Raw genomic sequence first — 14361 nt, 5'->3', positions numbered from 1 at the left:
CGTGACGGTTTCTTGGTCAGAGTCCAATTACATCATTCCGTTTTGGGCATTGTTTAAAGCTGCTTCTAAACGTTTAACGTTATGTTGGTATATCTCGCTGTGATCGACTTTTGCAGCATATTTAAAATCAGCTAATGCGCCTAAATTGTCATTATTCAGTAATTTCATTACACCACGATTATTATAGGCATAAGCCCGAACCGTCATTGATGGAATCGCCACTTGGGTACGAGCACTTTTCACGGCTGCACTACAGGCTTTTTGGGCTTTTTCCATATCAGCTAATTGCACATATCCAGCGCATAAGTTCACGTTGCGAGAATAGTCATCCACGGCGAACTTACTTGCAGACAAAGTAGCGGTTAAGCCTGCTTCAACATCACCAGACTGCAATGCGTTAACACCAGGCACATCTTCCACTAATACCATTTTGTAGGCATTACTTTTGATCTGTTGACCTTGCTTATCAGCCATTACGCTTGTCGATGCTGTCAGTACTAATGTGGCACAAATTAGGCCATTAACGATGCTCTTTTTCATGATGTCGCTCCTTTAAACGTTTGTGTAGCGCCGCGCTACAGGTGAACTTTAGTCAAAACGACTAGCGTCGACAAACGATAAAAAAGTAAGCGTCCGGCGAACTACGTCTTGTCTAGCCTAACCTGCCAGGGTAAGAGACTGTTGAGGTCACAATCAGGGTAGGATAATTGTTCTAAGCAGTGTTCGATGTAATCGAACGGGATGAGTCCATTCGCTTTAGCCGTTTCTATGATGCTGTACAAAATTGCACTCGCCTCAGCGCCGCGATGGTTGTGATTGAATAGCCAGTTTTTACGCCCTATCACAAACGGTTTTACTGCCCGCTCTGCGCGGTTGTTGTCGATATTGAGGCGACTGTCTTGCGTGTAACAACTCAGCTTTGACCATTGATTGAGGCTGTAATGGATGGCTTTGCCTAGCGGACTTTCCTTTGATACTTGCAGCACTGATTTATCCAACCATTGCCTAAATAACCCCAGCTGAGCACGTGAGTGGGTGCGCCTAAAATACAATCGCTCTTCCAGGCTCAGTGCTTGTATTTGGGTTTCAATACGGTACAGCTTGGCTATCATGCTCAGCGCCATATCCGCTTTACTGATTTTGCCTACTTTGGGCTTGCCTTGTGCTATTAGCGCTTCTTTGAATTTACGCCGCGCATGAGCCCACGACTGCATGGATGCAGGAGGTAGAGCGACTCAGGAGACTAAGCCGAACAACCGACCAGTTTATTGTTTGCCTGCTGATAAGCCGCGTAACCATCGACTTGTAAATAACCATTAAATACCGTTTGCTCAGTGGCAAGAAAACGGCTCACGCAGGTGCCCGCGCGGCTACCGTCTTGATAGTCGTACAGTACTATATTGCGCAAACCTTGATATCGAGGCTCAGTGCTTGGTTTATCCGCGCCAGCGCAATACACCCACATGTAGGATTTCACCCGCTCATCGTTAATCACTTTGAGCGTGGTCTCATCGGCGTGGATGACATCTTGTGTTAATAAATGGTGGTGGAGTAAATCATATAAGGGCTTGAACAGCGCTGCAGATTTCATCATCCAATCCGCCATGGTTTGCCGGCTTAAGGCGATACCATGTTGCTTGAACAGTGTTTCTTGCCGGTAAAGGGGTAATGCGTACTGATATTTACTGGTAATGAGCTGGCTTAACAAGCTTGGCGTCGCCACGCTTTTAGGGATAGGACTGACTGGCACGGGCGCTTGTTTGATATTGGCCTGGGTTCCTTTAGTCTCACAATGCTTGCAGCTGTATTTTAATCTAACGTGCTCAATCACACTGATTTGCGCCGGAATAAACTTCAGCTTCTCACTACTGTCTTGGCCCATTAACGCCAGCTCATGACCACAGCACTCACACTGCTTATCTTCATCACTAATATCATGGATAATCACTTCACGTGGCAGGTCTTTAGGCAGTAATTTACGCTTGGCGCGCTGTTTAGGTGACACTGGCGCGTCAGCATCTGCTGTTAATTCAACAGGCTCATCAACCGTCACTTCTGCTTCGTTAAACAACTCACCTTGATAGTCATGGCTTTCACTGCTGGCGCCAAAACGTTGTTGCTGTGCGAGGCGGAATTGTTCAAGCAAACGCTGCACAGAGTGTTTAAGTTCGGCGATTTCAGCGTCTTTCAACTCGATAACATTATCTTTAGCCGCCAGCGTCTCAAGCAATAATTGCTTAAGTAAATCAACGTCGTTGGGTAAGTTATCAGGGCTTAATTTCATGGTGTTATTATATCAAATATCCCATTAAATAAGGCTAAAGCAGTGATCTAATTATCGAAAACAGCCTTCGCAATGGCGATCAATTAACTGTAATTCAAGCCGTTCACATGCTGATGACCCAATACATCAAAGCCAGATAACAGCCAATGAAACTGTTGCTCAGATAAACTCAGGCACTCATCAATACTTTTCGTCGGCCACTTAAACTTATCCTGCTCGAGGCGTTTGTACCAAAGTGCAAAGCCGGTGTTATCCCAGTAGAGGATTTTTAATTTATCACGGCCTTTATTACAAAAGACAAACACACTGCCGTCGCTGGCCTGTAAGGATAATTGCTGCTCAACGATAACAGCTAAGCCATTTATCGATTTACGAAAATCCACCGGTGCACGGTGCAGATAAACACACGGAAGCTCACGAAACATCAACATGCTTGTAGGCCTTTTATAATCTCCAGCAGGTATCGTGCAGGCAAGGTGCTGGGGAAAGTCCATAAACCGGTTTGATGCTGAAAATGGATAGCCTGCCCTGAAGCGGAAGGTTGAGCTTGGGTTGTCATCGCTGTCGGCGATGTCACGGTAGCCTTAACAAACGGCGCTATCTGTTGGGTGCCCGTTTTAGCCATGTCCGCTTTGCGGGCGTAAAACCCACTAAGACTAAGCTTGTGCACACGACAAAAATTTGAAATCGTTAAGCCGCTAGCGGATTGCTGTTGTATCAAAGCAGCCCAATCTTGATGTGAACGTGTAGCCATGTTAACTCCTGATGTCATTATCAGTCGTTAAGATAAAGGCTAGATGAGTGCAGTTGAAGACGTACTTGCCCGGACGCATACATAAAAAACGCATTAATGGGTTAAAAAAATTCACTTATGGGGAGGTGTGATAGTTTTGTTTAATTAATGGCCGCGGCAATTAACGTCGATGTGTTTCATGACATGGTCATCCAACGATTTTCTTTAACCTCCACAATTTTCATTGAACCTGAAACCTTAACGACTTACACATTCTTTTATAAACAGTCTTCAACGGTATCAAGGGATTTAATACTGATAGTGTGTAAGCCATATTGATATGATTCAAAGTCTATTTATACTGTCTGCGTCTGCACTGCTTAAGATTTTTAATGTCTTTACATCAATAAGATAGGGCATGTAGGATTATAACTGATACTTAATTAAAGACGGCCAGAAACTATTGGCAATGATCACTGATTTTTAGCCCAAAATGTGGCTGATAATGCTAATAGTATATTTAGGACTAATGATGATGTTTATTGAAGCCTCTAAATTTTCTTTTGTGAAAGAGCTTGAAGCTAATTGGGAAATAATTCGAGATGAATTTCTTGCACTACCAAATGACTCGTTTGACCCATGGGTTCAACAACAAATGCATGGTCAAGGCTGGAGTGTCTTCGGCTTGTATGCGCTTGGGAATCGTGTTGAAGGTGCATGCGTTAAATGTCCTCAAACAGCGAAACTCGTTGAAAACATCGGCGGCATTTCTCTCGCTGGTTTTTCGCTACTAGCCCCCCATACGCATATAACACCACATGTCGGTTGGGCCAATAATGTATATCGTTTACATCTTGGATTAGTGGTGCCACCTGACTGCAGGCTTCGTGTTGCCAGCGAAACCCGTTATTGGGAAGAAGGTAAATGTTTAATATTTGATGATACTGCTGAACATGAAGCTTGGAACGATTCTGCTCAATATCGTGGCACATTAATGTTGGATTTTCTTCGGTCGGATATTTGTTCCTTCACAGAAGATATGGTGCCAGACGACGTTCGGCAATACGCTGAACAGCTATTGAAACGATAATAAACAGTGTAATAAATTCATTATCAATCTAATTATTAATGACTTTCATCATGGAAACTTTTGAGGATCCAATCGATCAGTAATTGCACTTCTGGTCGCTGTTGTTCATTGGTGTGGCGGATCAAATAATAGCGATCATGGCTAAAAAGTGGATGAGGAAATAATGGTAGAAGGGTGCCATTATCGAACCATGCTTGGCTGATGGGTAATGGAATGAGTGCAATGCCTAATCCTTGTTCTGCAGCGCGGGCGACACTGAACATACTGTCTAGTTGAATTATCTGCTTAGGCTGAAATGCATCAAAGCCAACATTTTCGGCCCATTGATGCCAAGCGTAAGGTCGAGCTTTATGCAATATTAATGGCACCTTAGTTAATGCTTTAAAACCTTGTGAAGACAATTCAGCATGCAGTTGTGCATTACACGCAGGGATATAAGTGATTGGAAATAAATCATACACATCGGCATTCGTTTGTTGTTTACCAGAGAGCATAATGGATACATCAGTGTGCTTAATTGTATCGCTACGCGACTTAATGGTTTCGAGCTTAAGATTGATGGTGGGATATTTAGATGACCAACCAATGAGTTTAGGCATAAACAGTTCACTGGCAAAGAATTCTGGCATTGAAATACTGACTTCGAGCATTCTGTCTGACTGGTTAAATTCACTGACTGTGTTGACTAATTGCTGCATGACCGGCTCGATGGCCTGGTAAAAGCGTGCGCCCACTTCGGTCAATGTCACCGCGCGGGTTTGACGAATAAACAAGCTCTGGTTTAGTGATTCTTCTAACTGTTTAATCTGATGACTTACCGCCGAAGGGGTTAGATACAATCTTTTAGCGGTTTCTTTAAAACTTAAGCATTCAGCAGCGACGCAAAAACAACGTAGGCCGCGCATGGAGGTGTGTAAAGGGATCATTCAATTCTCAACAAGGACAGTTTATCAACTCACTTCCCCTCGATGATAATCAATTATGATGACATCTGTAATGCATGCGGGTCGACTACTGAGTAATAGTTTAGTGAGACTAGGAGCTATTCTTGAAGAGAAAGCAAGGATTAGACCAGTAGTTAAAATCTAATTTAAACATAGTGTTAACTAATTTTATAAAAATTGATTGAGTTGCTCTGGTGCTGAATAAACCTTGTTCGCACCAATTTGGTGCTAACTGATGTTACGTTATCTCAACTGAGATAACGAAATGGATTAATAGATAGGTAGGTAAGCAGGGCTAGCGCTTAATTAATATGTCTAATTAGAAGTACAGTGTTTCTTGCTTGGTGCCATCGATAAAAATGTCGCATTTATCTGCAGTGCTCGATTTTGCTGATTGAACAATGCTAGCAACAATACCAAAGCTTCCACCTTGATCTCCGAGTACCGAACCAAAGTAACAATCACCTTTAAATTTCATATCTTTAAAGTTTGCATTAAGATTTTGGGTAGGCGTCATTGGCGGGAATCGACCCTGCATGATCGGGTCACCATTAGCGGTCAATAGCAGTTTATTATTTGCTTTATCATACGATCCGCCAAGCACGAAAGTTTGGTCATTGACGACAACCGTTTTGTTTTGAGCCACGATTGGTGGTTTAGCGGCACAAGCGGTGAGTAGTACACCTGCAGTTATAGTAAGAAGTAGAGAAATTTTGCGCATTATTATTCCTTAGTATGCGTCGAGAGTCGTAAATCGGTCCCTCGTAATAGTAAACTAGCCCTGTTTACAGATGCTATTGATGGTATCGAAACGCATAATGTTGAGCACTATTTAAGGCGCGAACATAACGTCAGCTAGAAAAAATAGTTTTTATTTCAACAGCATATCAATTAAATACCGTATTGCACGTCTTATTGTATCAACATATTTGTGAATGCCAAGTATAAAAAAGCCTGCTGAAGTAGCAGGCTTGAAGGATCGATATATATTATAGGAGTGAGAATATTGAGCTTATGACAAGGTCACATCAAATATCAATTTAGTTACCACACCTTTAGGCGTAGTTGCTGTCAGTGTGACTTGGCTTGCGCCTGGTGTACCATTATTTTTCAAGGTAAATGAGGTTGATGTTCCTCCTGCTGAACTCTTGTTAGGTACGGTATAGCCAGAGAACTGCAATTCACCTTCGGTGTTAGTAACGGTTAAGGTTGTACCTGAAGGTAATATTTGATTGGCGCTATCAGTGATTACCACATCAAACTTTGCCGTTTCATCTAGTGCAATAGGTTGAACATCAGTGTCGTAATCATTAATCACGCTGCCATCTTGGCTAACGACAAAATTAGCTTCAGAGCCTGACATTGTTAATACTAATGCTTTACGGATATAAGTACTCATAGCCGTGCTATCACATAATGCACCTTGGCATTGTGGGCCGTTAAATTGACCGTCAGCTAATTGGTATGTGTTGCTCGCTTGAATATTAAAGTACGGTTCAGCTGAATCATGGGTGCGAGATTCGTTGTCATCTCTAAAGGCGTCTGGCAAGTCAACAAAACCACCGTCATGGTAAGTTTCTACATCCATGCCGTTGCCACTGCATGCTACTGACGTTGTGCCGCTTAAGCAGCCGTTAACCACGCCACCATCAGCATCGTCAAATACATTGTTGCCATTGGTATCGAAGAAGGTTTCGTGTCCTAGCGCATAAGCCATAATCGTTACACGATGGTCACTTACCCGTGGTGATGCCGATGTCCAAATGACGGAACATTTTCCGTTTTCTATGGAACACGATGGTTCAATTTGACCACCTTCAGCGGTAAAGTTGATGGTAGTGTCGTCTGGTGCAGGGTTTGCAAAACTGTCAGAGGCATAAGCTGTAATGGTAACTTGTTCGCCGTTGTAGTCGCCCGCTTCAGGGTTGCCATTTGATCTTGAAATACTAAAACCAAGCTGTTGTGGCAAGCCGGTATTGACGGTCAGCTGTTCTGATTGGCTGGTAATGGTTTGGTTAGTGTCGGCGTCTGTGGTTGATGCCACCACTCTTACCGGGGTTGGAATGGTGCCAGCTTGCACTCGCACACTGACTAATCCCTGGGAATTGGTAATACTGCTGTCGGTCACTTCACCATTAGCAAACCGCAGACTGCCAACACTGGTGTCTAAGCTGAAATTAACCGTTTGTTGTGCTGCCGGCTGGCCATTAGCACTGGTGACTAAAAAGGTCACTAACGATGATTCTGTTGAACCGGTACCACCAGAACCTTTGATACGAATTTGGCTTGGATCAGCTGACACAAAGCTCACATTAGATAATGTTTGACGGGCTAAGGTAAAAGGCAAACTTGCATTTAAACTAGCGCCATTAACCGTTGCTGTCGCGATGATGATGTCATTACGTTCGCTGTTGCCACTGCAGCTGACATCTGAAAAGGTTGAGCTGGCAGAACCTGATAAGCTAGTAACAGGTGAATCAAGTGTGGCGTTGTCATTGGTCGAACAGTCAGAACTAAAGCTGATGCTGGTTGGGCTTTGTAAGCGTGTAAATGTGCCATCGGTGTTTTCGGTAACTAACGTAGCGCTAATCCCAAAGGTGCCACCGGCACTAATGCTATAACTACCATCAGTTGTTGCGACTAGCGTTGTCGCTAATTCACTTTCAACAAACTCACCATTAGCATTATACGAGCCCATCTTAACATTACCATTCGTGGCAATATCGTCAGACGCTAACACTTCAAAAGCGCTGCTGCTGGTAAGAGTACTACCTTGATATTCGGTGGTAGCAGTTAACAGGCTCGCACCTAACTCTGCCTCGGACGGTGTGTAGTTTAGCGTAGCAATACCTGAGGATTTTGTCAGTGCAGTTGCTGGCGCTAACGTAGCGCTACCGGCATTGAATGTCACAATTTGGTTAGCAATAGCTTGATTATTACTGTCAGTAAGCAAGGCATTGAGCTGAACTGTTTTATCAATATTAAAGCGGGTAATAGGGCCGGTAGCATCACTTATCGAAGCGGTTAATTTAATCGCTTCGACAGAGATACTGGTGTCATATTCTTTAAATTGATAATTGCGAGTCGCACTAACAGCATCTGCATCACTTGGAGAGTAAGTTGCGCTAAGCGTGCCAGCGTCGGTACTACTTGATGTGACCAGAGTTGTCGCAAGACCAGAAGATAAGGTTAACACCGTGGTAGGTGATATTGTTGCATTGGTGGTGCTAAAAGTAATGAGCGCTCCACTAACGTTAGTACTACCAATTTTGAGATGTGCAATGGCACAAAAGCTACCATCAAGATCAAAAATCAGTGAGTCAGTATTCTCATCACATTGGCCATTGACGATATTTTGATAGCTGACGGCAATACTATAATTACCACTCAGTGTGTCAGTATCGGTGCCGTCCGCGGCACCGTTACAACCGGTAAATAACAGCACTGAAGTTAATAATAACAATAGTGTGCGAGTCATCATTTTTAGCCGCATTAGCAACATCCTTATTCTATTAAACAGACTATTTTTGAGATGGACCCTAGTCTTTTATTTCAGATCTTAAATACTTATATAGCTCTTTAGACGATTTTGATTCTGGGTTTTTAGCCAGTTCTTTATTCGCTTGGCGGATCAGTTGACGCATTTTTTGACGATCAAGTTGTGGGTGTAAATCCAGTAATACTTGGACTTCATCGTCGCCATTCGCTAATAAACGTTCACGCATTTTTTCAAAAATCTGTATTTGAGCGGCTTCATTATTGTTTTTGTTCAACACTTTATCCAGTGCTGCTTCAATAGGTTCATGCTCAAAGCCACGCATTAATTTACCAATGTATTGTAAATGGCGGCGATAGGCTTCAGTTTTTTGTTTAATCAGTTTTGTTTTTAGAATCGCATCATATAGAAATTCATCTAAACCCATTTTGTCTAATTGAGTTTTGCTCAGGGCCACTAAACGCATGCCAAGTGCTTGAGCATCCTCACTTTCTTTTTTAACGCCTGTTCTGCTGACATAGTTGTCATCATTATCATAGGGCTGCTGAAATAGCTCAGAATCGCCAACAATTTTCATAGTCATAAACCTCAAGTCAATATGCATTAATGATAGCATTTATTTGGCCTAGAATATGCAGAATTTATTGATGATCAACTGCGATATAAATGTGCGGTTATCAATCGCCAATTGAATTTGATATGCTAGCGTCAATTAGACTAATCAAAGAGTAAATTTGTGGCTTCTCATCCTTCTTCAGCGCCTAGCGCAACTGAACCAACACCTAGAATTGATTCTGAATTATCGGCGTTAAAAGACGCGGTATCTGTCGCATTAGAATATGCGAAAGAGTTAGGCACTTCGGCCGCTGAAGTGGCTATCAGCAAGCAGCAAGGTTTGTCGGTTTCAACCCGTGAAAAAGAAGTTGAAACCGTTGAGTTTAATAAAGACGGTGCGTTGGGCATTACCATTTACCGTGATGGTCGCAAAGGCAGTTCATCGACCTCAGACTTAAGCCCTGAAGCAATTCGTCAAGCGGTAAAAGCGGCCGATGGCATTGCAAAATATACCTCAGAAGATCCTTTTAGTGGCTTGGCTGATCCCGCTTTGATGGCGCAAGATATTCGCGATTTGGAGTTATATCATCCACAAGATATCGATGCTGAAGAGCTCGCACAGTTGGCCATTCGGGCAGAAGAAGCCAGTTTATCGGTTGATAGCCGTATACGTAACTCAGACGGCGCGAGTGCCAATGCTCATACTGCCGCTAGGGTTTATGGTAACAGTCATGGGTTTCTTAACGGCTATTGCAGCTCTCGCTACAGTTTAAGTTGTGTTGTAATAGGCCAAGAGTCTGATGGCAATATGCAGCGCGACTACGACTATACGGTTGCCCGTAAATATCATGATTTACTGTCACCTGAAGCGGTTGGTTTGCAAGCGGCAAACAAAACCTTAAGCCGTTTGGATGCCCGTAAAATAGCCACGGCGAAAATGCCAGTGTTATTTGCTCCTGAACTTGCCACAGGCTTAATGGGACATTTAATTGGCGCGATTAGTGGCAGTAGTATTTACCGTAAGTCGAGCTTCTTAATGGAAGCTCTGAATACTCAAATATTCCCAGACTGGTTTAGTATTGAAGAACAACCGCATTTAATTGGCGCACTGGCCAGTGCTAACTACGACAGTGAAGGCGTGGCAACCCAAGACCGTCGTATTATTGATCGTGGCCAACTAGAAACTTACTTACTAACCAGTTATTCGGCGCGTAAATTATCGATGACCAATACAGGCCATGCTGGTGGTATTTATAACTGGACCCTAAGCCATTCAAATCAAACCTTTGATGACTTGGTTAAAGCCATGAATACCGGCTTAATTGTTACGGAAGTGATGGGCCAAGGCGTTAATGGCGTTACTGGTGATTATTCACGTGGCGCGGCAGGTTTTTATGTTGAAAATGGCGAAGTGTTGTATCCAGTAGAAGAAATTACTATCGCGGGTAATTTAAAAGACATGTTTATGGGAATACAAGGCGTAGGTAAAGATCGCGATTTACGTTCATCAATCCGCACCGGCGGTATTTTACTGAGCGAGATGAAAATCGCGGGTAATTAACTCCTTTTGCTGAAAAATGCATTTATGGTTTAAATGCAAAAAGAATTAAAGCCTCTTATCTAATTGATTAAGAGGCTTTTTTTTAACTTTAATTTGGCTCTTTACGCTTTATATCTTTACTTTACCTTTCTTGACAGTCGTTTACAGGCAAGGGTTGTCATAACTCTTGCAAATGTAACTAGATGGTTAATGGAGTAAATATGTTTAACAAAAAAATAAGTCGATTGATGATGGTGTCTGCAATGGGAGCCTTGTTACTAGGGTGTGGCTCAGACAGTGAAGAAAGCAGTGATGATGTCGCTTATGTGCAGTTTTATAATGCATCACCTAATAGCACATCGACTTCGTTAGTACTGGATGACTATTCATATACGGCGGTTGATTTTGCTGATGCAATGCCGCGCTATGCTTATAGTGCAGGGAGCACAGAACTGGAAATTTATGGTCAAGACGAAGATAGTGAAACGGTAACCGTTTACAGCGACACCGTTGATTTAGCGAGCGACTCGAACCATTTGTTTGTACTTTATGGTGATTATCACGATCCAGAACTATTGGATATTAACTATTCACGCGATGAAATGGACGAGTTAAATGCCGACGATGATAATGACTACAGCAAAATGGAAGTGCTAGTGGCTAACGTAGCCACTGATGAAGGTACTTTTGATACCTATATTTCACTTGATACCCAAACCATTGACCAAGCGGTGATGCTGGGTAATGTGCCGTATAGCAGTTACACCAGCGAACAGATATTCGATACTGATGATTATATTGTCTATCTGACCGAAACCGGCACTAAAAATGTGCTCTACACCACAGGTAGCATGAGTTTAACCTCCGAAACCGCCTATAAACTGATTATTCGTAACAGTTTTGGTGCAGGTGATATTAACGTCACTATCGACAGTATTGACTCAACCACAACGCCTGTCACTTACGCCGCGTTAGAGGCAACTGCCGATTACCGGGTGTTTAATGGTTTAGAAACGCAAAGCATTGATGTTGATATTGCCAGTAAGCAAGAAACACAATACTTGTATGGTATTTCACCCTTCACAGTAACGGATTACCAATCAACATCGTTTAATGATTATGGTATCACCACTAAAGATGCGACCAGTAAAGCCAAGTTGTTCGATAACTTGTTGGTAACGTTTAACCAAGATGAAGTGAAGTCTTTACTGATTTATCAGCAAGAAGACAGTTCTGTTAAAGGTATGGTGATCGAGCAAGACTTACGACCTCGAGCTTTTGAATATAAAGTCGATGTGGTGAATTTAGCTTACGATTATGATGACTTAACCGTGTATTTTGTCCGCGCTTCAGAAACCATTGAAACCGCCGAATATACCTTAACGGATTTAGATTTTGTCGAAAAACTCAGCCTGACATTGCCTGAAGATGATTATGAAATTAACATTGTTTATGAAGCAGATAATGGCACGCAAACCTTAGTTTATCAGTCTGATTCAATCAGCTTTGATGGCGACAGTAATTATACTTTTGTGCTGACTCCAGACAGTACAAGCGCTTTAGGTCATAGACTTACGTCATTACAGTAATATTAAGTTGAATTAACCGTGAGTTAAGCCACTGCTTATTAAACATAAAAAAGCCGATATCATCGATATCGGCTTTTCATTTAGCGCTTATAGTCAAATAAACATACAAACTAATAAGTTATAATCTGAGATTAATTAGTACGGTATCGACTAAGAATTTTACCCAAATCAGCTGATGCTTTTGCTAGATCTTTAACACCACTTGAAGACTGTTGCGATAAGCCTCTAATAATATTTGATTTCTGTCTTATGTCCGTCAGCTCTTTTGCAATGTCATTGGCCACTGCACTTTGTTCTTCTGACGATGTAGAAATTTGGAAACTCATGTCCATAATTGAATTCGCAGATTCAGAAATGGCATTAATATCGGTTCCAATATTAGTAATTAGATCGCTACTGGTTTGTGCTTGCTTGACAGTATCTTGAGTAATGCTGTCAATATTGAGCGTTTCACTTTGCAGTAATTCAATCATTTTATGAATTTCAACCGTCGCAGCCTGTGTACGACCTGCAAGGGTTCTTACTTCGTCGGCAACCACCGCAAAACCACGGCCCATTTCACCTGCACGTGCCGCTTCAATTGCTGCGTTTAATGCCAGTAAGTTGGTTTGATCTGAAATAGCATTAATGGTGGTGATCACTTCATTAATATTGGTCGCATTAATTTTTAGGGTATTGACCGAGTTTGATGTTTGTTCAATGTAGGTCGATAACTGCTTAATTTCATTAATCGCACGCTTGGCTCGGTCATAACTCTGACGCGTATACTCTGAATCTTGTTCAACACGTTGAGTTGAATTTCGAGCGATATTAGAGACTTCAGCAGCTGATGCCGTCATTTCTTCCATCGCTGTAGCAACCGAGTCAAGTGAAGCATATTGTAAATCAATTTGTTCAGCGCTTTGTACTGCTTCATTGGCGAATGAGCTCGAGGTTGTTTGCAATGTATCGGCACTTTTCTTAACTGCGACAACGAGATCGGTTAATGTGTCCATGGCTTTATCAAGTGCGCAACCAATGGTGCCAAATTCATCACGACCAGGATGGAAGCCTAAACGAGAGGTTAAATCACCTTTAGCAATTTTTTCCGTGGTATCCCATAACACCCAAAGTGCACCGCCAAGGAACGTGGCCGTCCAATAAATCACTACTACAAAAGGCAATACCCATAAAAATGACATTAACAGTGATATCAAAGCAGCTTGTTTTGCGCTGGCTTCTTGTCCAGAAACAGATTCGCTCAGGGTATAATATTGGCCATCTAATGCATAAACGGCAGTAATAGTATCTCGTTGGCGTGAACTTGTTTGTGAACGTCCTGAGACTTGTAAACCTAATGTTGAAGCTTGTTCTAGTTGGCTCGTGGCATCAAGTGCTTGAACCATAGCTGCTGTTTTTTGCTCTAAAACCAGTAATGATTGCTGTTCTATATTTTCAATTTTATTAAAGTAACTACTAATCGATACACTAGATAAAATAATCAGGAACAGTCCGAAAATAGCCCAGAACTTATCGTTAATGGACATTTTGATGAAAAGTTTATCGATATTTCTGAAATCAACTTGTTTCATGGTTTGAGCACCTAAACCGGTAAAGATAATAAATTCAAATACTAGATGAGCTTTTAGTATATTGATACTAAATAGTCAGCTTAATAATATTTTGTTGTGACCAACATGACATCGAGTCATGATCAATATCGACAATAACTCACATACCTTAAGTGATTTATTGGTTTTTATTCATGGTGTATTCAACATACCACGAGTGTTGGTGGTCAATGTTAGCGTAATAATCGGGTAAAAACCTTACATTTTCAAGATGATTTCATGACATGAATTAAAATATCAAACAGTATGTTGTCATTTTTTTATTTTTTTGAACAATAAGTGTTACAAAATCTATATTTTTTAACAACCACCCCGTCAACGCTTGTTTTTACGCTAAATGTTGTTTTAGTTGAGGTATTTTTGATTTTATTTATCATCGTTTTCTAATTAAAACAAAATTACTTGATAATCAATCAGATAGTAAATTTGTTTACCCCATTAATGTGATCAATGTTCTTTTTTCTGTAAACAAACTTTGGGACAATCGCCCCGCATATTACAAAAAAATAGCATTTATATT

Annotated in this window: 11 protein-coding genes and 1 pseudogene; 3 read left to right on the top strand and 9 right to left on the bottom strand. The window is 41.7% G+C overall.

Annotation, left to right across the window (positions count from 1 at the left end):
• Positions 1 to 27: 27 nt before the first annotated feature.
• From HNW13_RS12410 to HNW13_RS12395, 4 genes and pseudogenes are all read right to left on the bottom strand, one after another.
• Positions 28 to 540 carry a hypothetical protein gene (locus HNW13_RS12410; RefSeq protein WP_192116385.1) on the bottom strand — a complete coding sequence of 171 codons (513 nt, stop codon included), beginning with the start codon at positions 538 to 540 and terminating at the stop codon, positions 28 to 30.
• Positions 541 to 641: 101 nt separating this feature from the next.
• Positions 642 to 2284 (bottom strand): annotated as a pseudogene (locus HNW13_RS12405) (IS66 family transposase).
• Positions 2285 to 2367: 83 nt separating this feature from the next.
• Positions 2368 to 2715, bottom strand: a complete 348-nt coding sequence (tnpB, locus tag HNW13_RS12400) for an IS66 family insertion sequence element accessory protein TnpB (RefSeq protein ID WP_208062782.1) — start codon at positions 2713 to 2715, stop codon at positions 2368 to 2370.
• Positions 2709 to 3038, bottom strand: a complete 330-nt coding sequence (locus HNW13_RS12395; protein ID WP_208062781.1) for an IS66 family insertion sequence element accessory protein TnpB — start codon at positions 3036 to 3038, stop codon at positions 2709 to 2711. Before HNW13_RS12395 ends, tnpB begins: the two co-directional genes overlap by 7 nt.
• 484 nt (positions 3039 to 3522) lie before the next feature.
• Here HNW13_RS12395 and HNW13_RS12390 point away from each other — a divergent pair, with 484 nt between their 5' ends.
• A complete protein-coding gene (locus HNW13_RS12390; protein ID WP_208062861.1) occupies positions 3523 to 4107 on the top strand; it encodes an aspartyl/asparaginyl beta-hydroxylase domain-containing protein in 585 nt (194 codons plus the stop codon).
• 35 nt (positions 4108 to 4142) lie between these two features.
• Here HNW13_RS12390 and HNW13_RS12385 read toward each other — a convergent pair whose 3' ends face one another.
• The 4 genes from HNW13_RS12385 to yjgA all read right to left on the bottom strand — a co-directional run bounded on the left by HNW13_RS12385 (position 4143) and on the right by yjgA (position 9124).
• Positions 4143 to 5033 carry a LysR family transcriptional regulator gene (locus tag HNW13_RS12385; protein WP_194956201.1) on the bottom strand — a complete coding sequence of 297 codons (891 nt, stop codon included), beginning with the start codon at positions 5031 to 5033 and terminating at the stop codon, positions 4143 to 4145.
• 337 nt (positions 5034 to 5370) lie between these two features.
• Positions 5371 to 5772, bottom strand: coding sequence for a hypothetical protein (locus HNW13_RS12380; RefSeq protein ID WP_101087673.1), 402 nt, complete (start codon positions 5770 to 5772; stop codon positions 5371 to 5373).
• A 291-nt stretch (positions 5773 to 6063) separates the two neighbouring features.
• A complete protein-coding gene (locus HNW13_RS12375) occupies positions 6064 to 8544 on the bottom strand; it encodes an Ig-like domain-containing protein (protein ID WP_192116382.1) in 2481 nt (826 codons plus the stop codon).
• A 46-nt stretch (positions 8545 to 8590) separates the two neighbouring features.
• Positions 8591 to 9124 (bottom strand): ribosome biogenesis factor YjgA, encoded by a 534-nt coding sequence (gene yjgA / locus HNW13_RS12370; RefSeq protein WP_101087732.1) that lies wholly within the window; start codon positions 9122 to 9124, stop codon positions 8591 to 8593.
• Positions 9125 to 9283: 159 nt separating this feature from the next.
• On the opposite strand from yjgA, the gene pmbA reads away from it, so the two are divergent.
• Positions 9284 to 10663 carry a metalloprotease PmbA gene (gene pmbA / locus HNW13_RS12365; protein WP_101087671.1) on the top strand — a complete coding sequence of 460 codons (1380 nt, stop codon included), beginning with the start codon at positions 9284 to 9286 and terminating at the stop codon, positions 10661 to 10663.
• A 200-nt stretch (positions 10664 to 10863) separates the two neighbouring features.
• Complete coding sequence (locus HNW13_RS12360) at positions 10864 to 12231, top strand: hypothetical protein (RefSeq protein ID WP_192116381.1); 1368 nt, start codon at positions 10864 to 10866, stop codon at positions 12229 to 12231.
• A gap of 131 nt (positions 12232 to 12362) precedes the next feature.
• Here the strand turns inward: HNW13_RS12360 and HNW13_RS12355 are convergent, their stop codons facing one another.
• On the bottom strand, positions 12363 to 13802 hold the full coding sequence (locus HNW13_RS12355; RefSeq protein ID WP_192116380.1) for a methyl-accepting chemotaxis protein: 1440 nt from the start codon (positions 13800 to 13802) through the stop codon (positions 12363 to 12365).
• Positions 13803 to 14361: the final 559 nt, after the last annotated feature.

This window comes from Shewanella sp. BF02_Schw (genome assembly GCF_014596695.2).
Taxonomy (GTDB): domain Bacteria; phylum Pseudomonadota; class Gammaproteobacteria; order Enterobacterales; family Shewanellaceae; genus Shewanella.
The sequence above is the reverse complement of the archived record's forward strand: the minus strand, read 5'-3'. Positions and strand labels throughout refer to the sequence as shown.